The 23,244-nt window shown below is 31.9% G+C and carries 20 protein-coding genes and 1 pseudogene; 15 read left to right on the top strand and 6 right to left on the bottom strand.

The features are described 5' to 3' along the window. The first annotated feature begins 1 nt into the window (after nucleotide 1). The gene (locus N5D46_RS00600; RefSeq protein ID WP_280048911.1) at nucleotides 2-1,189 is read left to right on the top strand and encodes an aspartate aminotransferase family protein; all 1,188 of its coding nucleotides are present in this window, start codon (nucleotides 2-4) and stop codon (nucleotides 1,187-1,189) included. Nucleotides 1,190-1,235: 46 nt separating this feature from the next. On the opposite strand, the gene N5D46_RS00595 is transcribed toward N5D46_RS00600, so the two are convergent. Continuing rightward, entirely contained in the window at nucleotides 1,236-2,003 is a 768-nt protein-coding gene (locus N5D46_RS00595) for a methyltransferase domain-containing protein (protein WP_280048910.1), read from the bottom strand. Between the two features lie 119 nt (nucleotides 2,004-2,122). On the opposite strand from N5D46_RS00595, the gene N5D46_RS00590 reads away from it, so the two are divergent. The 6 genes and pseudogenes from N5D46_RS00590 to N5D46_RS00565 all read left to right on the top strand — a co-directional run bounded on the left by N5D46_RS00590 (nucleotide 2,123) and on the right by N5D46_RS00565 (nucleotide 9,131). Then, a complete protein-coding gene (locus N5D46_RS00590) occupies nucleotides 2,123-3,031 on the top strand; it encodes a helix-turn-helix domain-containing protein (RefSeq protein WP_219033945.1) in 909 nt (302 codons plus the stop codon). 93 nt (nucleotides 3,032-3,124) lie between these two features. Next, a pseudogene (locus N5D46_RS00585) lies at nucleotides 3,125-4,339 on the top strand (MFS transporter). Nucleotides 4,340-4,592: 253 nt separating this feature from the next. Further along, complete coding sequence (locus N5D46_RS00580; protein WP_280048909.1) at nucleotides 4,593-4,739, top strand: hypothetical protein; 147 nt, start codon at nucleotides 4,593-4,595, stop codon at nucleotides 4,737-4,739. Then, nucleotides 4,702-7,704, top strand: a complete 3,003-nt coding sequence (locus N5D46_RS00575; RefSeq protein WP_280048908.1) for a TonB-dependent receptor — start codon at nucleotides 4,702-4,704, stop codon at nucleotides 7,702-7,704. The genes N5D46_RS00580 and N5D46_RS00575 overlap by 38 nt, the downstream gene beginning before the upstream one ends. Before the next feature lie 11 nt (nucleotides 7,705-7,715). Continuing rightward, nucleotides 7,716-8,576, top strand: coding sequence for a glycerophosphodiester phosphodiesterase family protein (locus N5D46_RS00570; protein ID WP_280048907.1), 861 nt, complete (start codon nucleotides 7,716-7,718; stop codon nucleotides 8,574-8,576). Nucleotides 8,577-8,870: 294 nt separating this feature from the next. Then, nucleotides 8,871-9,131, top strand: a complete 261-nt coding sequence (locus tag N5D46_RS00565) for a helix-turn-helix domain-containing protein (RefSeq protein WP_125349469.1) — start codon at nucleotides 8,871-8,873, stop codon at nucleotides 9,129-9,131. 79 nt (nucleotides 9,132-9,210) lie between these two features. On the opposite strand, the gene N5D46_RS00560 is transcribed toward N5D46_RS00565, so the two are convergent. From N5D46_RS00560 to N5D46_RS00550, 3 genes are all read right to left on the bottom strand, one after another. Further along, the gene (locus tag N5D46_RS00560) at nucleotides 9,211-9,852 is read right to left on the bottom strand and encodes a DUF6266 family protein (protein ID WP_125349470.1); all 642 of its coding nucleotides are present in this window, start codon (nucleotides 9,850-9,852) and stop codon (nucleotides 9,211-9,213) included. Between the two features lie 461 nt (nucleotides 9,853-10,313). Next, nucleotides 10,314-11,363 (bottom strand): phytase, encoded by a 1,050-nt coding sequence (locus N5D46_RS00555; protein WP_280048906.1) that lies wholly within the window; start codon nucleotides 11,361-11,363, stop codon nucleotides 10,314-10,316. Nucleotides 11,364-11,369: 6 nt separating this feature from the next. Then, on the bottom strand, nucleotides 11,370-14,168 hold the full coding sequence (locus N5D46_RS00550; protein ID WP_280048905.1) for a TonB-dependent receptor: 2,799 nt from the start codon (nucleotides 14,166-14,168) through the stop codon (nucleotides 11,370-11,372). A 214-nt stretch (nucleotides 14,169-14,382) separates the two neighbouring features. On the opposite strand from N5D46_RS00550, the gene N5D46_RS00545 reads away from it, so the two are divergent. Then, the gene (locus tag N5D46_RS00545; RefSeq protein WP_115000408.1) at nucleotides 14,383-15,912 is read left to right on the top strand and encodes a SulP family inorganic anion transporter; all 1,530 of its coding nucleotides are present in this window, start codon (nucleotides 14,383-14,385) and stop codon (nucleotides 15,910-15,912) included. 30 nt (nucleotides 15,913-15,942) lie between these two features. On the opposite strand, the gene N5D46_RS00540 is transcribed toward N5D46_RS00545, so the two are convergent. After that, nucleotides 15,943-16,434, bottom strand: a complete 492-nt coding sequence (locus tag N5D46_RS00540; protein ID WP_115000407.1) for a DinB family protein — start codon at nucleotides 16,432-16,434, stop codon at nucleotides 15,943-15,945. Nucleotides 16,435-16,652: 218 nt separating this feature from the next. Between N5D46_RS00540 and N5D46_RS00535 the strand changes: the two genes are divergently transcribed. From N5D46_RS00535 to N5D46_RS00515, 5 genes are all read left to right on the top strand, one after another. After that, a complete protein-coding gene (locus N5D46_RS00535) occupies nucleotides 16,653-18,293 on the top strand; it encodes an AMP-binding protein (RefSeq protein WP_038330517.1) in 1,641 nt (546 codons plus the stop codon). 98 nt (nucleotides 18,294-18,391) lie between these two features. Beyond that, a complete protein-coding gene (locus tag N5D46_RS00530; RefSeq protein ID WP_125349474.1) occupies nucleotides 18,392-19,561 on the top strand; it encodes a sigma-54 dependent transcriptional regulator in 1,170 nt (389 codons plus the stop codon). A gap of 10 nt (nucleotides 19,562-19,571) precedes the next feature. Next, nucleotides 19,572-20,000: a hypothetical protein gene (locus N5D46_RS00525; protein WP_280048904.1), complete on the top strand. Its 429-nt coding sequence runs from the start codon at nucleotides 19,572-19,574 to the stop codon at nucleotides 19,998-20,000. Beyond that, the gene (locus N5D46_RS00520; protein WP_280048903.1) at nucleotides 19,997-20,515 is read left to right on the top strand and encodes a hypothetical protein; all 519 of its coding nucleotides are present in this window, start codon (nucleotides 19,997-19,999) and stop codon (nucleotides 20,513-20,515) included. The genes N5D46_RS00525 and N5D46_RS00520 overlap by 4 nt, the downstream gene beginning before the upstream one ends. A 51-nt stretch (nucleotides 20,516-20,566) precedes the next feature. Further along, nucleotides 20,567-21,025 (top strand): N-acetyltransferase, encoded by a 459-nt coding sequence (locus tag N5D46_RS00515; RefSeq protein ID WP_280048901.1) that lies wholly within the window; start codon nucleotides 20,567-20,569, stop codon nucleotides 21,023-21,025. Nucleotides 21,026-21,061: 36 nt separating this feature from the next. On the opposite strand, the gene N5D46_RS00510 is transcribed toward N5D46_RS00515, so the two are convergent. After that, nucleotides 21,062-22,111 carry a nucleoid-associated protein gene (locus tag N5D46_RS00510; protein ID WP_038330727.1) on the bottom strand — a complete coding sequence of 350 codons (1,050 nt, stop codon included), beginning with the start codon at nucleotides 22,109-22,111 and terminating at the stop codon, nucleotides 21,062-21,064. Nucleotides 22,112-22,339: 228 nt separating this feature from the next. Here N5D46_RS00510 and N5D46_RS00505 point away from each other — a divergent pair, with 228 nt between their 5' ends. Then, nucleotides 22,340-22,699, top strand: a complete 360-nt coding sequence (locus tag N5D46_RS00505; RefSeq protein WP_280048900.1) for a hypothetical protein — start codon at nucleotides 22,340-22,342, stop codon at nucleotides 22,697-22,699. A 112-nt stretch (nucleotides 22,700-22,811) separates the two neighbouring features. Beyond that, the gene (locus tag N5D46_RS00500) at nucleotides 22,812-23,201 is read left to right on the top strand and encodes a DUF6515 family protein (protein ID WP_280035869.1); all 390 of its coding nucleotides are present in this window, start codon (nucleotides 22,812-22,814) and stop codon (nucleotides 23,199-23,201) included. The last annotated feature ends 43 nt before the right edge of the window (nucleotides 23,202-23,244 follow it).

Genomic DNA, 23,244 nt, shown 5'->3' with positions numbered 1-23,244 from the left:
AATGGGAACATTAAAAGAAGGATTTTTCAAATATCAGGCGCAAACAACAAATTTTGCATCTGGTTTTGAAGTCGATTACGCAAAGGGCTCTTATATCTATGGAAAGGATGGAAGAGCCTATCTTGATTTTGTGGCTGGCGTTTCGGTGAATACACTTGGACATAGCCATCCGCGTATCAATCAAGCGATTATAGATCAGGTAAACAAATATATGCATGTCGCTGTTTATGGTGAATATGCGCAAGAAAAACCAGTCGAATTATGCAAGCGATTGGTTGATTTAACACCAGAAGGATTGGATCAAGTTTATTTGGTGAATTCTGGAACAGAAGCGATTGAAGCTTCGCTTAAATTAGCGAAACGTTTTACAGGTCGTCGTCAATTGATTTCTTTTCGTAATGCCTATCATGGGAACACACATGGTTCATTAAGTGTTTCGGGTGATGAACGTAAGAAAGCTGCTTTCCGACCATTGTTACCAGAAGTTTATTTCATCGATTTTAATAACGAAGAAGATTTACAAAAAATTACCAAAGAAACGGCTGGTGTTATTGTAGAAAGTATTCGTGGTGCTTCTGGTTTTAGATTACCAGAAAATGATTTCTTTATCAAGTTGAAAAAGTGTTGCGAAGAAGTTGGTGCATTATTGATTATGGACGAAATTCAGCCAGGATTTGGACGTACAGGGAAATTGTTTGGTTTCGAGCATTTTGGAGTTGTACCAGATATTGTGGCAATGGGAAAAGGCATGGCAAGCGGTTTACCTGTTGGTGCGTTTATGACTTCTGATAAAATTATGAGTTCTCTTAAGCAAAATCCTCAATTGGGACATATTACGACTTTCGGAGGAAATCCTGTGATTGCAGCTGCAGCTTTAGAATTACTAAATGTTATAGAAGAAGAGAAATTAATGGATGATATTGATCGTAAAGAACAATTATTCAGAGAAAATCTTCAGCATCCAAAAATTAAGAAAATTCACGGAAAAGGTTTGATGTTAGCTCCTGAGTTATCATCGCCAGAATATACGTTGCGCGTTCAGCAAGAATGTATGAACAGAGGTTTGATTATTTTCTTTTTGATGTATAGCATCGAGAATTTACGAATTACACCACCGATTAATATTTCGGATGAAGATATTATAAAAGGTTGTAATATCTTAAAATCTGTATTAGACGATTTAGATTAAATTTTAATAAATAAAAAAGAGAATCAGTTATGATTCTCTTTTTTATTTAGCTCTTTCTCCCATACAACAACATTCTCTTAAAGGAATAAATTGCAGGAAAAGTCTTATAATATTTCTTCATTCTCGTTTTGAATTCTGTAGTAAATAATTCTTGTTGTTCAGTCGTTAAGTGCTCCATATAAGGAATCAAAGCAGAACCAGAAATGAAATTATAAAATTCTGTTTCGTCATTTCCGTAAATTGGATAAACTTTCATGCTGATGTTTAAATCCTTCAATCCATTATCAAACATGATTTTCGCATAATCATCTATCGCTAACAAAGGCGAGTCTCGATGAAAATTATTCAAATAATCTGCAAAAGGTTTTTCTCGTGCTAAATCACTCAAAATAACATTCAATACATTATCTTTTTGACAAGGCATTTGTACCGCAAATTGTCCATTAATATTCAGTTTTGAGATTAATTTAGGAAATAATTTTTCGTGATTATCTGACCATTGCAATGCGGCATTACTAAAAATTAAATCCCAATTTGAATCAGAATTTGAAAATTCTTCAATCGTTTGTTGTTTAAAGGAAAGGTTTGCTAAATCAAATTCTTTTGACTTTTCGAGCATTTCTTTTGAAGAATCAATTCCTAAAAAGTTAGCGTGTTCAAATTTATTGGCAAGAATAGCTGTTTGTTCACCAGTTCCACAACCAACATCGACGCAATTTTTCAAATTATCAGCAGAAATCAAAACCGCTAAATCATAAAAAGGTTGATAACGAATATTTTTGAATTGATTATAAATTTCGGGATTCCAAGGCATTTTTATTGAATTTTGAATGTGATTAAAGTTAATGAAATTTTATAATATTTATGATTAATATAGATTTTAACATATAATTATTCTAAAATGTCGTTTATTTGAATTTTGTAAGAATAAAGATGAGTCAAGAATTAGAAACTATTGCAGATTATTATAATAAAATTAGTTTAGAACAAGCCGAATTGATGAATTCTGCTAACTTTGAACACGATAAAGCGCATTTTAATATTTCTTTGCGCAAATATTGTAGTTTTAAAAGTCCATATAGTCGGCGAGATTATTACAAAATCAGTTTGTTGATTGGTGAAGGAATTTTTAAATATGGAAATAATGAAAGATATATTTCTAAACCAGTTTTATTTCTTCCATCTCCGCATATTTCTTATACTTGGGAATGTAAATCGAGTTTGCAAGAAGGTTATTTTTGTTTATTCAATCAACAATTTTTTTCTGAAAATAAAGAGTTTGACGTCTTCAAAAAAACATCTTTGTTTAAAGATTGGAGTTCTCCTTTTATTGAGATTTCGGATGAACAATTGCCTTTGATTTTGTCTTATTTTCAGGAAATGTATCGTCTTAATCAATCCAATTATCAATTGAGATATTTTAGTATTCGTAATCATTTATCTGCTATTTTTCATTATGTTCTAGAACAAAAAGTTGATGAAATACATGCGGTTGAATTGCCATCAAATGTGAGATTGTATAAGAAGTTTGATGAATTATTAAATAAACAATTTCCACTAGATTCACCTGCTCATCCACTTATTTTGAAAACACCAGCTGATTTTGCAACGAAATTAAATATTCATGTAAATCATCTCAACTCATCTGTGAAATCTGTAACAAAACAAACAACGACACAAATTATTAAACAGAAAATAGTTGAAGAAGCTAAAAACCTGTTGTTGTACACTGATTGGGATATTGCGCAAGTTGGTTATACATTAGGTTTTGAGGAACCTGCTCATTTTAATAATTTTTTTAAAAAACATACTTTAACTTCTCCATTAAAATTTAAACAATAAAATTAATTTATTTGATTTTTGTAATTTTTTATTTGTCTTTTTTAATTCCTCAATTTCACATTCATTTTACTTTTGCATAGTAAAAAATGATTTATGTTGAGAGAAGCATCAGAAAAAAGGAAAAAAATTATAAGTATACTTGGTTTCTTTTCGATTCCAATTTCGGGATTTGTAACAGATATCTATTTGCCGTCATTTCCGTCGATGGCAAAATCGTTGATAGTTCCAGAAAGTAGTATTCAATTAACTCTGACTTGTTTTTTATTGAGTTATGGTTTATCTCAATTGTTTATTGGAAGTATTTTGGATGCAATTGGACGATATTATCCAAAAATTGTAGCATTATTTGTCGTATTAATCACAAGTTTAGTTATCGCGAGTACAGATAGCATTTTGTTGATTTGTTTTCTTCGAATTATTCAAGGAATTTAAGTTGCGATTATTGTTATTGCAACTCGAGCACTTTTTATTGATATTCATACACCAGAAAAGGCGAAACATTATTTAGGTTATTTCACGATTGTTTGGTCATGCGGACCTATTTTGGCTCCATTTTTAGGTGGATATTTAGAAAAGTTGTTCAATTGGCATGCGAATTTTTATTTTTTAGCTATTTACGCTGCTTTAATTTTAATTTTTGAATTGATTTTTAGTGGGGAAAGTATTGTTGAAAAGACTAAATTGAATTTGAAAAACGTTATTGATACTTATAGAATGATGCTTAGCAATCAATTATTTATAGTTGGAATTATGATACAGGCTGTTGCTTATTCTATTGTAATGATTTTCAATATTATTGGTCCGTTTTTAATTGAAAATACCTATCATTTTAATTCTGTAGTGATTGGTTATTCAACTTTAATTTTAGGTTTTTCGTGGATGATTGGCGGATTTGTAGGAAAGAAAAGAATGCATCTTGACTTTAAAGAAAGTATAGCTTTACCTATTATTGTACAATTAGTTTTGATTTCTCTTTTGATTATCGCAGGTTTCTTTGTTCAAAATCTATTTGTTTTATTATTCTTTGCGTTTTTCATTCATATTTGTTCGGGAATTTTATTCACATCATTCTTTACTTCAAATATGATGGCTTTTCCTAAAAATGCTGGTGTTGCTGGTGGTTTGATGGGAGGAATGACGTATATTATTACTTCGCTTACAAGTTTTATTATCTCAAGTACTGGTAAAGTTGATACTCAAAATGGGTTAGCAATCCGATACTTTATTTTTTCATTTCTATTATCTGTAATTATTTACGTTATGTATAGAATGAAGAAATCTACACGAAAAAAAGCTATAATCGTATAATTAAATCCGAGCGAATGCTCGGATTTTTAACATATTATTTTCTTTAAATACTTTTTTAAATCTTAAAACCAAATTCTTAAGGTTTATTAAACGTTTAAATTTCTTGTAACTGTTAACTTTTTTATGACTTTTAGTTAAAGCTTTCTTAATTATTAAGTAACACCATATTGTGAGGTAAAAAATAATTTTGGGTTTCAAATAAAACATATACATGAAACTTAATTTATTTCAACTATCAGCAGTTGTTTTTGTGATGGGAGCAACTACTGCAGTTTATGCACAGGGAGATTTAGCAGGTATATCGGGAAAAATTACTGATGCTAATGGTTCGGATTTGCACAATGTAACCATTGTTGTGAAAAATGACGACAGGATTTACAGCTTCTACGAAAACGAATGAAAAAGGAGAGTATAACTTAAAGCAGTTGCCATTAGGTTTTCCTTATACGGTTACTATTATTTCGGAAGAGCATGGTGAGGAGATCTTAGAAGGTTATAGTTTGAATCAAGGAGATTTAATTTGGGTTCCGTTCAAATTTACAAATGGAACGACTGAATTGAATGAAGTGATGGTAAGTGGGCAAACTTTAAAAAGTTCTATTAAACAAGTTGGTGCGTCTACTTCTGTATCGGCAAAAGATTTACAAACTTTACCTGTAAATGGACGAAATTTCACTTCTTTAATAGATTTATCTCCGTTGAGCAATGGAACAAGTATTGGTGGACAATTAGCATCTTCGGTAGATTATACGATAGACGGAATGTCTAACCGTGGAACAATAGCTGGAGGTTCTACCTCATCTTCTTATTCTATTTCAATGGAAGCAATCCGAGAATTTAAAGTAGTAACAAATGAATATGATGTAACAAACGGGCGTGCTGGTGGTGGAACAATTAGTACTGTTACAAAGTCTGGGACGAATAAAATGCAAGGAAGTGCATTTTTGTATGGTCGTACAGATTGGCTTTCGAGTCCGTATGATATTCGTGGAAATAAACGAGATAATGAGTTCTCTACTTATCAATATGGTTTTTCTTTGGGAGGACCAATCAAGAAAGATAAAGCACACTTTTTTGTTGCTTGGGATCGACAAGTTGATAAACGTCCATTATTCATTGCAAATATTAATAATGAAAGTGACGAAGCTTTATTTAATGTAACACAATCTACTTTAGATCAATTTTTGAGTATTGCGCGTGAAAAATATGGCGTTTCAAATAATCCTCAATTTGGATCATTTAACAAGAATAAAGATACAAATGCTGCATTTTTACGTTTAGATTGGCAGATTAATGCAAGAAATTTATTAACGCTTCGTAATAATTTTGTACACGAAAAAGATTTATTATCAGAAGGTGATAATACAAGAATCAATATGTACGAATCGTATATTGATCGTAAGAAAACTGATAATAGTTTGATGTTATCGTTGAGAACTGATATTAATGATGATATTACAAATGAATTAAAAGTTCAGTATTTTTTAGAGAACCAATCTGTATTAGCATCAAAGGAATTACCAACTGCATCTATTCCGCGTGCGATTGTAGAAGGAATTAGTTCTACGATTAATGGTAAAAATCAGTTTACAAATATTCAGTTAGGTGGACAACGCTTTTCTCCAGAATGGTTTAAAGGAGATGTTGTGCAATTGGTGAATAATATTTATATCAACCGAAATAATATCAAATATACTTTTGGTGGAGATTTCTCGTATTACAGAATGGTAAATGTGTATGGTAGTGAAATGAACGGACGTTTTTATTTTACTGGTATGGACAATTTTAAGAACATGACACCTTATCGTTATGCAAGAGAGATTAGATTGACGGATGATCCTTCTACAGTTATTAATCAACTAAGTTCTGCGGTTTATGGACAAATGGAAACAGAGCTTTCTCCTGGTTTAGACTTAATGGCTGGTTTGCGTGTAGAGAATATGCAATACTTGAATGGCGCAAACTATAATGAAGTTGCTGATAAACAATTGGGTGTTAGAACAGATAATAAAATCAATACGTGGCAAATACAACCTCGTTTTCAATTGACGTGGGATGTTAATCAAAATAGAAAAGATTTCGTGAAATTTGGAGGAGGAATTTTTGGTTCTTCACTTAATCCTTATTCTATGATTAATAATATGTTATTTGATGGAACAAAGGTTGCTGCTGTAGATATTGAAGGAGCTTTAGTGCCAACGCCAGATTTTATCGGTTATAGACAAAATCCTGATACTGCTCCAGGAAAAGATTTGTTCAATAATCCTAATATTGAAAAATTAATCACAATAAATGCGAATAGTAAAGATGCGAAAGTGCCAACGGTGTATAAGTTAAATGCTTCTTATAACCATTTTTTTAGTGATCGTTTGCGTGTAGGAATTAGTGCTTATGCTAACTGGGCGCGTAACAACTATATGTATGTGGATCGTAATATGGTTGATGAACCATTTTTTAGAATTGCAGAAGAGGCGAATCGTGGTGTTTATGTGCCAGCGTCAACAATAAACCCTACAAATGGAGCTGCCAATTGGGTAAATGGACGTAAAACGAAAGACTTGGGTCGTGTTTTAGAATTAATTAGTGATGGTAAAAAAGATCAATATGCATTTGTGTTAGATGGTATGTATCGTTATTTCAAGGATGGACAGATTTCTGTTTCATATACTTGGAATGATTCGAAAGATAATACTTCTTATAATGGTAATGTTGCGAATACAGCGACGTTGAGTTTGATGGTTGCTGAAGATCCTCGAAATTTAAGTAAAATGAATTATTCTGATACACATTTCCGTCATAAACTGGTTGTGTATGGACAATCACCAACTTTTTGGGGAATGACTGCTGGTATTCGTTTTAGTGGAATAGGAGGAACTCGTTATTCGTTGGCAGTGAATGGTAACATGAATGGAGATTTTGTGAATTCGAATGATTTGGCTTATATCTATGATCCAAATAGTGCATCAACACCAGATTATTTAAAGAAAGGAATTCAGGCAATTTTAGATAATCCAGAAGTAGAAAAACATACAAAAGATTATATCCGCAAAAGTTTTGGAAAAATAGCAGAAAGAAATGGAGGTATTAATGGGTTTGCTGGAACGTTTGATTTGCGTTTAACAAAGAAGTTCAATATTGTTGAGAAGCATAAATTTGAAGTTGGTTTTGATATTTTCAATGTAGCGAATTTATTGAGTAAAGATTGGGGTGTTGGTCCTCGTATTGGAAAGCAAAATATTTATTCAATTAAAAGTTTTGATGCGACAGAGAAGCATTTTGTATATAATGTAAATACTAATACAGGAAAAACAAGTTATGCGTTTAGTCCTTATCAAATTCAGATAGGATTTAGATATAGTTTTTAATTATCATTTTTATGAAAAGAATAATTAGTTTATTGAGTGTTTTAGCCACAGTTGCTGTGGCTAATGCTCAGTTGCATACGGTTGATATTAAGAATTTTGATGAGTTGAAATCATATTTTGAACAAGATCAAAATAAACCTATTATAATTTCGGGGCATAGAGGAGGAATGATGCCTGGTTATCCAGAAAATAGTATTGAGGCTTTTGAGAAAACCTTGTCTATTATGCCTTCTTTTTTTGAGATAGATCCTCAACTTACAAAAGATTCTGTTCTTATTTTGATGCACGATGATACCTTGAATCGTACGACAAATATGCAAGGAAAGGTAAAAGATTATACCTATGCTGAAATAAAACATGCGAAATTAAAAGATAGGGAAGGAAAGTTGACTGATTTTAAAATTCCGACACTAAAAGAAGCTTTGGATTGGAGTCAAGGAAAAACTATTTTTCAATTGGATAATAAAGGTGTTCCGTATGCAACTTATGTGAAATTTCTGAAAGAAAATCCTTATCCTAATGTAGTTTTAGGTTTGCGAAAAGATGATGAGGTTGCTTATTATGCAAAACATCTTGAGTATGTAATGTTTATGAAACCTTTTCATTCGATGAAAGATGTTGAAAGTTTTGAGAAACTAAATGTTTCGTATGATAGAATGATTGCTTGGATTGGTTTGGAAGTGAAAGAAGAACAAAAAGAAATGATAGCTTATTTGCGTAAAAAAGGTGTTATGGTGATGATTGCCATTGCGCCTTCTACGGATAAATTGCCAACCGATATAGAAAGGGCAAGGGGTTATATTCAGCATTTAATTTCTCGACCAGATATTATTGAAACAGATTATCCTTCGCAATTCATTAACTACAAGTAATTTTATTAAAATATTTAGCAGAATACATCCTATTTGTTTCGAATAGGATTTTTTTTTGGTTAACTAAATTTATTTCAGTTGTGCATTTTTCATGTAAAAAGATTCTTTTCATTTTGTGATTTTAGAGTCTTGGATGATTACAGCCTTATTATCTTCTTGAGAGGCTATTTTCTTCATTTATACAACAAGCTTTGTGAGTTAAATGCTTAATATATGGTATTATATTTTATTTATTTGTAAATTAGTCATTATTAAATAATTACCAATGTGTATTGTTTTTATAAAAGCTGTAGTATGAAGGAAACAGAATTTACATTTTTGGAACTTCAGCAAATCTATGCGGAGTTTGTAGAACGTTATAGTACAAAGGATTTTAAATTGACTAAAGATGAGTTGATGACGGATCAAGAGGTTGCTGAATTGTTTGGTATATCTGAAAAGACTCTGGATAGGTGTCGCAAAAAAGGTGAGATTAAGTTTTTTAGATTAGGTTCTAAGAACTACTATTTGAGGAGTTTATTGTTTTTGGATATTTTGAAGAGGTATAATGATTGACAATTTTATGTGGGTCATTTAACTTTAATATTCCTAAGGCTAAATATGATTAGATTATTTTAGCCTTAGGAATATGTTTTTAAGTACTAATGGCACCTAAATAAACTGAGTTTGACACTTGGTCTTCTGTTTGTGAACGGAAGGCAATCCAAAAGTGTAGGGTTTTACCTATTTGAAAGTTGGATAGGCTTAAAGTGTAAGTTTCGTTCATTCGTTCTGTTGCATTTTCAATAAAAAATGTATTGTTTTCGTTTTCTACTGCTACTAATATTTGCAACATATCTGTAGCTGTGTCTGATGTGGGTGAAGCATTGTTCTGCCAGTTTATCTCGACCATTGCGGCTGATACTAAAGTAATAGATAATGGAATGGCGGCTAATAATGCACCTTTGGAGAAACAAATATTTTGGTAATTTGGTGTTATAGTGGCTGTTGAATAGTCTATTACAAGGTTTGTTGTGATGTTGGTAAACGCTTGATTGTAAGAAGATCGCATGCCTGTACGATAACCATAGTGTTTGCAAGCATAGGCTCTGTATGAGGTCATAAAGTCTATGGCAAGTTTCATTCTTTGCTGAACGAGTAATTGTTTTTCTGATGGTGCTTTGGTTCTTTTTTTAGGTCTGATTCTTGAAATCTCGTGACCATTTACATTTGCTACAACTATACGCCCTGTGCGTCCTGAAGAGCCTGCTAAAAGTGAATCATAAATTTTTCCCATTGTTTTATTTTTTTAGGGGTTATTATGCTAAAGTTCAGCAATATATATTGACAAAAATTCTATTTTCTTAAAATTTCTCTAATTGTCAGGTTTTTTCCTTATTTTTCTTTCTTTTTCCTTGGTTATCTGTTTTTGTCTTTTCTATTAATTGATTATCAATTGATTATAAGTTATGTACTGTTTTTATGTGTTTGTTTTTTCGATGATTCTTCGATAGTTCTTCGATGGTTTTATATCTATTCTATATTTGTTCTTCGATGTTTGTTCGATGTTTGTTCGATGAAGTGGAGTAGAAGTTTTTATGTAGAAAATATGTAGAAAATTTTCATAAAGTTTGTTTTGATTGGCTTTGTTTACAAAAAAATATAAGTGCAAATGATGTTATATTGACAAAAAAGGTGCTGCTATATAACTAAAAAATCCGAGCTATGAGCTCGGATTTTTTATGTGTGAATGTATAATTATTTTGCTTGTTTATCAATTTCGTTTTGAATTATTTGCCAATCATAGATTTGGAATGTTTTTCCATTGCTCATAGCAACAAAGAAACCTTTTGGGAATTTAGTTCCAAAATTGAAGTTTATAGCATCAGCTCCGTCACATTCGATAGTAGAAACTGGGATTTTAGCAATCAATTTGTGTTCATTCGGATTTGAAGCTTCACCTTGTCGTTTGTATACATTAAAATAATTTGCTTGTTGGTCCGAAATTAAGATATAGCCATCTGTTGCATTGGTTTTATAAATTGCAATTCCTTCGTGGTCGCGTTTAAAATCTTTTTGCCCAAAAAATGCAATTTCTTCGTTTCCTTTTTCTGGATCAGCATAATATTTTCTAATTCCTGCTGTTTCGTCAGCGTAATAAATAAAGCCTAATTCTTCATCAACAGCAATGGCTTCAATCTCTTTATTACCCGAATAATTTCCAAATTTACGCACCAAAGTAGCTTCTATTTTTCCATTCTTGTTTTCTAATGCATATTGATGTAGATATTCGCCACTTACACCATCTTTACGACCAACGATTGCATAAAACTTGTTGTTTTTGCTTTTGTATAGCGCAATTCCCATTGGGTCGCGTAATGTTTCGTCTTTGAAAACTTCGATTCCGCCATCGTCAATCAATTTAAAATCTGGAAGCGAAACAATTCTAATTTTATTGTTTGCACGTTCGGTAAGTACTGCAATGTCTACGTTTTTTCCATTCAGAGGAAAACCATACATCACATCTACATTATTTGGACGATTAAGTGGAACGATTTGTTTTACGATTTTACCATTCAAATCATAGGCATATAAACCGCCCGTTTCTTCTTGTTTGTCTGTTCCAATAATAAGTGATTTTTCAGGATTCTGATAATTGATCCAAATTGCAGGATCATCAGTGTCATTTGGTGTTTGCTCTGTTGTAACAGTTGGTTTTACTGCATTTGTAGGAACTGGAGCCAGTTTAGAGGATTCACAAGAAAATAGAATAGTGAAGAGTGATAATGTGATGAATATTTTTTTCATAATTGTTTAGAAATCAAATTTTAGACCTAAAGTAAAACGTGGTTGATAATATTCGAGTTGCATTGTTTGACTCGAAACTCCTTGGTAGTAACGTAAAGGTTGATTTGTTAAATTGTTTGCTTCTGCAAAAATTCGTAATTGCTTCGAGAATTTATACGACGCATTTGCATCTAAAAATAATTGTTTGTCATAGTAACTATCCTCGAAAGCATTTCCACCAATCTCGTCTAAATAAGCGGCAGTATAATTAACCGAAACACGTGCAGAAAACTTTTTGTTCTCGAATGCTAACGAACCATTGAACATGTGTGGAGCTGTTTTAGGTAAATCAAGATCTTTTCTCAAATCACCATCTTCATTGGTAATACCTTTCGCTTTTGAATCGGTGTATGTATAGTTAAGATAAATTCCCAAATGTTTGAAAAATTCGCCTGGAATAAAATCTAATTGACGCTGAAATGCTACCTCAAATCCGAAAACATTCACGTGATCTCCATTTCTAGCTTGTGTCATTTTCCAATTTTCTCCAGCAGGAACTGGGTTTGCTATGTCAGGAAAAAGCGTTTGGAAATCATTTGTTGTAAATGTATTGTTTTTGTAGGTATAGATGAAATCGTTTAATTTTTTGTAGAAAAATCCTCCCGAAACAATTCCGATATTCTCGAAATAATTTTCAGCCATCAAATCATAATTCATGGCGTAGGTCGCTTTCAGATTTGGATTACCTGCAAAAAGCTCTGTATCTTCTTTCAAAACACTTACAAAAGGTGCTAAACTGTAATAATTCGGTCGTGCAATACTTGTTGTGAAAGCCGCTCTCAAAATAAAATCATTTGTAAATTTATGTTTCAAAGAAAGACTTGGTAAAACGTTTGTATAATCGTTTTTGTGTTTGATTTCTCCAATCAAATCTTCCTCATCTTGCACATAATTCCCAGTATAATCTATAGAAGTATTTTCGATACGAACACCTACAATCAAAGATGTTTTAGATGATAAATCTTGATCCCAGCGAACATATCCTGCCGAAATATATTCTTTCGCTTTGTAGTTAGAAGCAAGATATTCAGAAGGTTCTAAGTTAGATTCGAATAGATTTGTATTGTTTAAATCTAAATTTCCCAATTGGTGATTTGAATAAAAATATCCTGCTTGATATTTTTTACCAGCATTGAAACGATTGCTTGACCAATTTACAGGATCTTGAGTACTCAAATTTCCCATTCCATCTATGCTCTCGTACGAATAGAAAATATTTTCGCGCTCTTTGTCTTTCAAACGAAGGCGACCACCAAAACGTAAACGACCTTTTTGATTTGAGATAACACTTAACGGAACTCTGAAATTAAGCTTTGCACCGAACTCTGTTTCATCTGTATAATCGTGTTGTTCTGATAACGAACCAACTTTGAATTTTGTTAAATCTTCTGCAGAAGTTGTCGTTACATTCGGATATTTTGCATCAGATAAATCTTCATTAAATGTAACACCTTTTACGCGATAATCAATGTAGCGCTCATTTGGTCTATCTTCGCTCGCTTTTGAGTAAGAAACCGCCCAATCCATATCGATTTTTGGTGATAATAAATGCTCTCCTCGCAACGAAACATTGTAAACGCGTTGATCTTCTAAACGCGCATTTTTATTGCGGTTATTATCAATTCCACCTTTTGTTTCACGACGAATATTTCCTTTGTAAGTTCCTGTTTTTTCATCAAATTCTAAATCGCGATAAGTTACTCTATAACGGTTTTCTCGGTCGTCACGCCAATTGTAAATAGCAGAAAGATCAATTCTATTGTTTTCATTAAACTGATAATCTGCAGAAAATGAAGCACTCCTTCTTACACGTTGAATGTCATATTTACGAATCTGAAATTGTGATAAATAGGATTTATTTTCATCTTTATCCCAAACAGCTTCGATATTATCCGAACCAAAATTTTGAACCTGATAACTTCCAGAAACGACAACACCTAATTTCTTGTCAAAGAATCTATTTCCATATAAAAAAGCTGAATTGTACAAGCCTTTTTCGCGAATTGGTGCATAACCACCAGAAGCCGTTATAGAAATACGCTCTTTGTTTGGAACAGCACGCGTAATCAAATTTACAGCTCCACCAATTGCGTCTGCATCCATATCTGGTGTCAAAGTTTTGTTCACTTCGATAGATGAAATCATTTCCGCAGGAATCAAATCCATTTGTACATTTCGGTTATCACCTTCGGCAGATGGAATACGATCTCCATTTAACATGACCGAATTTAACTCAGGCGATAAACCTCTAATGATAATGTTTCTGGCTTCACCTTGATCGTTTTGCATCGTTACTCCAGTCACACGTTTCAACGCATCACCGATGTTAGAATCAGGGAAACGACCAACTTGATCCGAAGAAATAATATTGGTAATATTTCCGTTATTTTTTTGTTGATTCAATGCTTTTGCTTGCCCTTTTAAATAATCTCCAACCACAACAACTTCATTCAGTTCGTTGTAACCTGCGTTTAGAGAAAAATCAATAACAGCCGTTTTATTTTCGGTAACTTCTATTTGTTTGGAAATGGTTTCGTATCCCAAATAATCAATATAAATCGTATAAATTCCAGGTGTAAGATTTAGAAATTGATAATTACCATTTTGATCAGATACGGTATATTTATTCGAATTTTCGATGCGAATTGTAGCTCCTGGTAACGAAAATTGATCGTTAGAATCTACAACTTTTCCCGAAATAACGCCACTTTGAGCCAAAACAAATGGACCTAAAATGAATAAGGAGAGTTTTAAAAGATGTTTCATGAGAAATTAATTTCCTCAAAAATACATTTGCTATATATCCTAATTGTTAAATATTTATTATGAAATATTTAACATTTGTAAAGTAGCTTTAATTATTGCTTATTTTGATTAATTAATCACTTCAACCATTAGTATGTAATTGGATATTTAATCTAGCTTTTTACTAATTTTAGATGCGTAGTAATTGTTACTTTTGCATGAAATAAAACTTCTGATGTCGATTGCTGAATATTTAAAATTCAATCAAAAAATAAATTATAAAAACGAAATATTAGCCGGCTTAACTGTTGCTATGACAATGATTCCTGAATCGCTTTCGTTTGCAATTTTAGCTGGTTTATCACCTTTAATAGGTTTATATGGTGCATTTATCATGGGAATTGTAACGGCGGTTTTTGGAGGAAGACCAGCGATGGTTGCGGGTGGAGCAGGTGCTACCGTTATCACTTTAATCGCGTTGAATGCTACGTATGGTGAGCAATATATTTTTGCTGCGGTTGCTTTAGCAGGAGTTTTCCAGATAGTAGTTGGTGTTTTCAAATTAGGAAGATTTGTTCGTTTAATTCCTCAACCTGTTATGTATGGCTTTCTAAATGGTTTGGCGGTTGTTATTTTTATGTCACAAATAGAACAATTCAAATCAACTACGAATGGAATAACGAGTTGGTTGAGTGGTACACCTTTTTATACGATGGCTGGATTGACGCTAATTACAGTTCTGATAGTTTATTTCTTTCCGAAATTAACGAAAATTATTCCAGCTTCTTTGGTTGCAATTCTTGTGACTTTTCTATTGGTAATCGGATTTCATATTGATACAAAGACTGTTGGTGATATTGCGAGTATCAAAGGAGAACTGCCAAGTTTTCATATTCCGAGTGTTCCGTTTACGTTAGAAACCTTGAAAATTATTTTGCCTTATTCGATTATTATGGGTTCGGTTGGGTTAATTGAAACTTTGCTAACGCTTACTTTGGTGGATGAGGTGACTGAAACGAAAGGTTCGTCGAATAAAGAATGTTTGGCGCAAGGTGCTGCAAATATTACAAATGGATTTTTCGGTGGAATGGGAGGTTGTGCAATGATTGCTCAGACGTTTGTTAATTTAGATGCAGGTTCTCGTTCGAGATTAGGACCAGCAATTGGCGCAATAACAATCTTGATTATTATTCTAATTGGCGCTCCAGTGATTGAGAAAATCCCAATGGCAGCACTTGTTGGTGTAATGATGATGGTTGCAATTTCGACTTTTAAATGGGGCTTTTTTAAATTAATAACAAAAATGCCAAAATCGGATGTGTTTGTGAGTATTTTGGTGGCGATTATCACGATTGTGTTACATAATCTTGCTTTGGCTGTTTTTGTTGGTGTTATCGTTTCAGCTTTGGTTTTTGCTTGGGATAATGCAAAACGTATTCGAGCACGTAAATTTGTTGATGAAAATGGACGAAAAATATATGAGATTTATGGACCACTTTTCTTTGGTTCGACTTCTACTTTTTTAGAGAAATTTGAAATTAATTCTGATCCAAGAATAATTGTTATAGATTTGAAAGAGAGTAGAATAGTTGATATGAGTGCAATTGAATCTTTACATATTATTACATCTAAATATGCACAACAAGATAAAATTGTAATTTTGCGACATTTGAGTAAAGATTCTATTCGATTATTAGAAAATGCAAAAAGCGTTATTGAGGTAAATATCGAAGAAGATCCAACTTATAATGTGATGCCGAAATAAAAAAGTCAGCTTTTTAGAAGCTGACTTTTTTTATAAATATCGTTCATTAATTACATTCATATGATGGATGGAATGACCAGCCATTACATAACCGATTTTCTCAACAGAATACTCTCGATTACCAACTTTTCCTATTTTGTTTAAAGTTTGATCATTAAAAGATTCAAACTGAAAGTAAGTTGCTTTCATCAAATTAGTCCATTCTTTTATTAATTCTTCAGGCTTTCTTTCATTTGCGTTCGAATTCAACACATAGGCATTTTTATCAAAGAAATTCAACGTTTGAGAATCTTCTCTCGCAATATGTTGCGCACGATAAGAAAAAATACGTTCACAATCTATACAATGTTGTATCATTTCTTTGATCGTCCATTTACCTTCTGCATATGCATAATCCCATTTATCTAATTCTGTTACAATTATTAATGTTTTCTTGATGTCAGCAATACGTGTCTGTAAAGCATCTACAACTTCTATTCCATCGTAAATAGAAGTATAATTGTCGTGGTTTATTGTATTCATTTTTCAGTAATTTTTTACAATTTAAGGATAATTTGATGGAGTTATTTTAAGTATTTGTTAAAAATAAACCTTCATTTTTTTGAATTCATTTTTGATTTTAATAAAAAAATACGATTCTTTTAGAAATCATAAATCTTGTATTTGATAAATTTATTTTCCTGAAAATCGTTGTTAAGTTTGAGTTGGAAAGTAATTTTAAAAACATAGAATATAAGCGCATGATTTCTAACTTATCATACTCAAGTGGTGCATCACAATATCCTCTTTTAGGAGAAACAATTGGCGAAAATTTACGAAATACAGTTGCAAAATATCCGCAACAAGAGGCTTTGGTTTGCGTAGATCAAAATTATAGAGCGACGTATACAGAATTTTATTCACAAACCGAACAAATAGCAAAATCATTGATTGCAATTGGTTTGCAAAAAGGAGATCGCGTAGGTATTTGGGCGCCAAATCGTGCGGAATGGACATTGTTACAATATGCAACGGCCCGTGTGGGAATGATTTTGGTTAATTTGAATCCTGCTTATCGTGAAAATGAACTCGAATTTGTATTAAATCAAGCTGAAATTTCTGCAGTTTTTGCTTCTTTAAGCTTCAAAACAAGTGAGTATAAAGTGATGTTGAATAATGTAAAAGAGAATGCGAAATTACTAAAACATATCATTATTTTTGAAGAAAATTGGGATGATTTTTTGATTAAAGGAGAAGAAATTTCGACTTCAGAAGTGCATCAAATAGAGCAATCTGTTCAGTTTGATGATGCTGTAAATATTCAATATACATCTGGAACAACAGGCTTTCCAAAAGGAGTAACTTTAACGCATCATAATTTATTGAACAATGGTTTTTTTATTGGTGTTCGATTAAATTATACGCATCGTGATCGTGTTTGTATTCCTGTTCCATTTTATCATTGTTTCGGAATGGTAATTGGTAATATGGCGTGTACTTCGCATGGCGCTTGTATGGTAATTCCTTCGGATAGTTTTGATCCTGCAAAGACTTTAAATGCAGTCGAAATGGAAAAGTGTACATCACTTTATGGAGTTCCGACGATGTTTATTGCGGAATTAGAATTACCAAATTTTGATCGTTTCGATTTAACATCTTTGAGAACTGGTGTAATGGCTGGTTCGCCTTGTCCGATTGAAATTATGAAGAAAGTGCAAGCTAAAATGAATATGAAAGAAGTTTCGATTTGTTATGGGATGACAGAAACTTCGCCAGTTTCTACACAAACTATTATCGGAACACCTTTAGAAAAGCAAGTTTCGACGGTTGGAACAGTTCAAGATCATTTAGAAATTAAGATTATTGATCCGCAAACAGGAGATATTTTACCTCGTGGAATTGCTGGTGAATTTTGTACAAGAGGTTATTCCGTCATGCAAAAATATTGGAACAATCCGGAAGCAACTGCGCAAGTTATTGACGAAAATAATTGGTTGCATACTGGTGATTTAGCGACTATGGATGTTGATGGTTATATTAATATTACTGGACGAATTAAAGATATTATTATCAGAGGAGGAGAAAATATTTCACCAAAAGAGATTGAAGATTTTTTGTACGAACATGAATCAATTTCTGATGTTCAAATTATTGGCGTTCCAAGTATCAAATATGGAGAAGAAGTAATGGCTTGGGTGAAAGTGAAAGATGGTATTAGTGTAACAGAAGACGAATTGAAGGCTTATTGTTTATCCATTGCTCATTTCAAACGTCCTAAATATTGGAAGTTTGTACAAGAATTCCCTATGACTATCTCAGGGAAAATTCGAAAAATAGAAATGAGAGAAGTTTCTATAAAAGAATTAGGTTTAGAAAATGCACGAAAAGTGAAAACATCTTAAAAAAAGTATTAAAATCTATATCAAAAGTAGACTCAAAAATAATAATTTCAATTATCTTTGAGTCTATTTTAATTTTACAAAAATAAACGATCTAAACGATGTCAAATATCTTATTAATCGAAGATGAACAGGCAATTCGCAACGTTTTGAAAAGCATTTTAATGGACGAAAATCCAAAATGGAATGTGGATGAAGCTGAAAACGGAGCTATAGGGCTTGAAAAAATAAAAGAAAAAGAATACGACTTAATTATAAGTGATATAAAAATGCCGTTGAAAGATGGGATGGAAGTTTTATCGGAAGCGATGGAATACAATCCTGATTTAACAATGGTGATGATAACGGGGCACGGAGATGTTGATTTGGCTGTAGATGCGATCAAAAAAGGTGCGTACGATTTTATTTCAAAACCACCAGATCTTAATAAATTATTGACGACTGTTCGTAATGCTTTAGACCGTAAATCGTTGCTGTCTTCGAATAAAGAATTGAAGAAAGAAAATAAAGCTTTAAAGAAAAAAGTTGCTAAAAAATATGAAATGATTGGTGATGCTCCTGCAATTGCAGAAGTAAAACAAATTATAGATAAAGTGGCTGCTACAGACGCTCGTGTATTGATTCTTGGTCCAAATGGAACAGGTAAAGAGTTGGTTGCTCATCATTTACACGAGAAAAGTAATCGTAATGTAAAACCTTTGGTTGAAGTGAATTGTGCGGCAATTCCAGCGGAATTAATTGAAAGTGAATTATTTGGTCACGTGAAAGGGTCGTTTACCGGAGCTGTGAAAGACAAGCAAGGTAAGTTTGAATTGGCAAATGGAGGAACAATTTTTTTAGATGAAATAGGGGATATGAGTCTTTCTGCTCAAGCAAAAGTTTTGCGTGCGCTACAAGAAGGAAAAGTTTCGCCAGTTGGTTCTGAGAAAGAGATTAATGTAAATGTTCGTGTAATTGCTGCAACAAATAAAGACTTACGAAAAGAGATTGAGGAAGGTCGTTTTCGCGAGGATTTATACCATCGTTTAGCGGTAATTATCATTAATGTTCCAGCACTTAATGATCGTAAAGATGATATTCCTGCTTTGGTTGAACATTTTATTACTGATACAACAAGTCAAAAATCTTTTGATAATTCAGCGTATGATGCTTTGAAAGAATTAGATTGGTCAGGAAATATTCGTGAGTTAAGAAATGTTGTTGAACGTTTATTGATTTTGGGTGATGATCCAATTTCGAGAAAAGATGTTGAACAATTCGTGAAAAAATAATTCATCTCAGATGAAAAAAATTGTCTTTCTACTATTTATCAGTCAATTCTTTTTATTTTCATGTAAAAAGGATAATGTAGAAGTCGATAAAAGTTCGGACGGTTTGTCGCATGAAGACGTATTGTCTTTAGAGAAAAATTCTGTTTTTACGAGCGAAACGCTTATTTACAAAGGAGTTTTTGAAGGAAAATATTTTGGAGATAAAATCGTTCTGAAATTAGCAGATGACAAATTTACTGCTGAGTACAAAGGTCAATCTTATGATGGAGAATTGTTCAAAAAAGACGATGGATCGTTGATGGAAATCGATTCAAAAAAGAAAAAATTACCTTTTCAATTTTTACGTTGGTCAGACAATTCGGAGATTATGATTCTCAATGAAGATGGAATGGCTGATGATAATGGTGAAAATTATTTAACAAGAATTTCAGATAAATGAAAATAAAATTTACGTGGATTTTAAGTCTTATTGCAATTACTTTTTTAGTAAGTTGTAATTCTTCTTCAGCCAGTAAAAATGATGAATTAGGAAAACGTTTTTTCGAAAATTATTCATCTCGAAAAGATTATAAAAAAATGTTATCTTTTTACAACGATAGTTTGGTATATGAAAATGTGGCACAATATTCGGGAGGTTCTACGGTAGATCCGCGTTATTTATTGAATGATATTATTCGTTGGAGTGATCAAACAATGCAATATGAAAACAATAAATTATTGAAAGTAAATGAATTATTTTCTAACGATTCGATGATTATTGCAAGCGGAGAATTTTCGCCTTATACCTATAATGGAATGAAGTTTCCAGCGATGAAATTCACGACATATTTGTATTTAGATCAAAATTCGAAAATCAAAAAACAAGTTGATTGGTTCAATTATCCGATTGAGGATATTATTGAGTTGTATCAGTTGCAACAAGGTCAAGACAAAATAAAATTAGATAAACAATAGTTTTAATAAATCCAGTTAGAGTTTTTTAACTGGATTTTTTTATTTTTAGATATGATAAGAATTGCTACAGAAAATGATATTGCTGAATTGAAAAGAATGATGATAAAATTGTTACAACATCATCAAGAGTTTAATGCATTATATCAAATAGATTTGACTTACAAACATGATATAGATGATTTTTTCAAGGGAATTTTACAACAACAAAACATAAAAGTATTTGTAGCTGAAATAGAAAATCAGTTGGCGGGATATATCATTTGTTCGAAACATCTTCGCCCGAAATATTTTGCGATAAAATCAAAAGGAAGAATAGATTCTTTATATGTCGATGCAAATTATCGCAATCAAAATATCGCTTCTAAATTGGTTGAAGAAGCGATGAATTTCTTGAATGATCAAGCTTATATTGAATTAGAATTTATAGCGGAAAATCAATCTGCAAAAGGCTTTTGGCTGAAAAATGGTTTTGAGATTTTGAATTATCAATGTATTTTGAAATTGAATTAATATCAAAAAAAAAGCTCCAAAATAGGAGCCTTTAATTTATTGTTCAGAATTGAAATAGACTTTATAATAATACATTTTCTTTTCTTCGTCAAAACCACGCTCCAAATATTCTTCAGCTGCATCAGGATTTGTCAAATCTAATTTGATGTTAATCTTTGTATCTAATTTAATTTCACTTTTAATTTTCTTAGATTCTTTCATCAAAGTTGGAACTGAAACTTCGAAAGCTTCCACAAATTCAACACGATTATTTTCGCTATAATCTTTCTTATATTCTTTGAATTCATCAATAATTTCGAAAGGTTTCAAAACTTGATCTTCAAAAATTTCATTCGTTACAACTTCATTCGAATTCAACACATTTATCGAATTTGAGATAAATTCTGCTTGTTGTTTTTTGTCTGTTTTATCCAAAAGAAAATCATTCGAGAAATCTGTAATCAACTCCATATATTTCTTCGTATGGTAATTGTTATCCTTAATCAAATCAATTTCCAAGAAATTTTTCTTCCAATATTCTGACTCCACATTTTTATCATCGATAGAGTAGACGCGGAAACCTTCGTCGCGATAAGCATCAAGAATAAGACAGGCTTTGTCGATTCCTTCTAGCTTATAACCTTTCCAAATGTTGTAATCTAAACCACGTGATTCGTCAAAACGCAAGAATTTCTTCTTATTCTCTAATTTATAAATTCCAATTCCACGGCAAGGAATTCCGTCGAACATCATATTTTCGAAAAGGGCAATAAAAACTTCACCACTTTTGATCTGCGGATGTAATGATTTCTCGTATAAATGACTTAAAACTTCTTGCGAAAAATCGATAAAATCTATTTCTTCATCAAACATTTGCTTGCATTGATTGTACAAAACATTAAATTCTAATTTTTCTGTATAATGCGTGAAACGATTAATTTCGAGTGTTTTTTTGAACGGACTTAATAAGAAAGGAACCAATTGTTCTTCCTTAGATTCATCGTATTCTAGTGTTTTATCGGCAAAAATGTTAGCTTCTTCTCGAACTTTATGTCCAACTTTTTGTAAACTAATAAAGGCGATGTAAGCATTTTTAACGTCAATCATTTTATATAATTTCTTAAAAACAAAAGTAATCAATTCAGAAATCAATACAAACGATGTCAGGAATAAAAATATTTAACAAAATTGTCAAACAAAATTGTTAATGCAATTCATTGAATTTGAATGGCTTATAAATTATTTTGATTGTTATAACATTTTCTATGGTTTAAACTTATAATTATGGCTCGGAAATAGTATTAGGAGAAATGTCTTAATTTATTAAAAAGTTGGGTGATGAAAAAAATTAAATTTACACTTTTAGGAGTAGCTTTTACAGCCATGTTAGCTGTTGGTGTAAATGCTCAAGATAGAGGTCAAAGAGGTGGTGAGAGAAGTTCTTCTTCAAGAGAAGCAACTTCAAGAAGTCAAGGGAATGGACGCTCTGAAATGGCTAGAACAGAAAATAGAACTAGCCGTATTGAAGGAAATAGAACAGAAAGAATAGGTCGTGGAAATTCTACGAATGAATCTTGGAAAAATTCTACAAATAGAACAGAACGTGAAACTAGTACACGTATAGATAGAAATAATACTGCTATTGTAGGTAGCAGACCAAGTTCTAATAAAGATTGGAATAATAGTAAAAAATAGCCAAGGAAATCAAGGCAATAGATCTGAGAGTTTAAAAAACAGAGATTTCTACAACAATCCAGTTCGTATAAATTCTAGCTCATACAACAGAGGAAACCGACCAGTTTCTAATGTGAATGTAAGAAACTATAACAAGTATTCGTATAACAGTTATAACTTCTACGGAAACAATGGTATTTACTATCGTCCTTATAACAATGGATATGTGAGATATATGCCATATGTAGGATTTAGAATTAATATTTTACCAGTAGGTTATGTAACAATTAATATTGGTAATAGAAATCCATATTATTTCTACGAAGGTGTTTATTACAGCCCAAATAGAAATTATTATGAAGTAGTTCAAGCTCCACTAGGTGCTATCGTATATGCGTTACCAGCAGGATATGAAAGAGTAGATTATGGAGGAGAATATCTGTATGAATTTGGAGGTGTTTTGTACCAAAAAATTTACAATAGAGGAACAAGAGCTTATCAAGTAGTAGGTTATTTAGATTAGTATAGGTTTTAGTAGTTAAGTAAAAGCCCAAACAGATTGTCTG

The sequence above is a fragment of the Empedobacter sp. GD03865 genome (assembly GCF_029840775.1).
Lineage (GTDB): Bacteria > Bacteroidota > Bacteroidia > Flavobacteriales > Weeksellaceae > Empedobacter > Empedobacter falsenii_B.
This window is presented reverse-complemented; position numbering and strand designations above follow the sequence as displayed.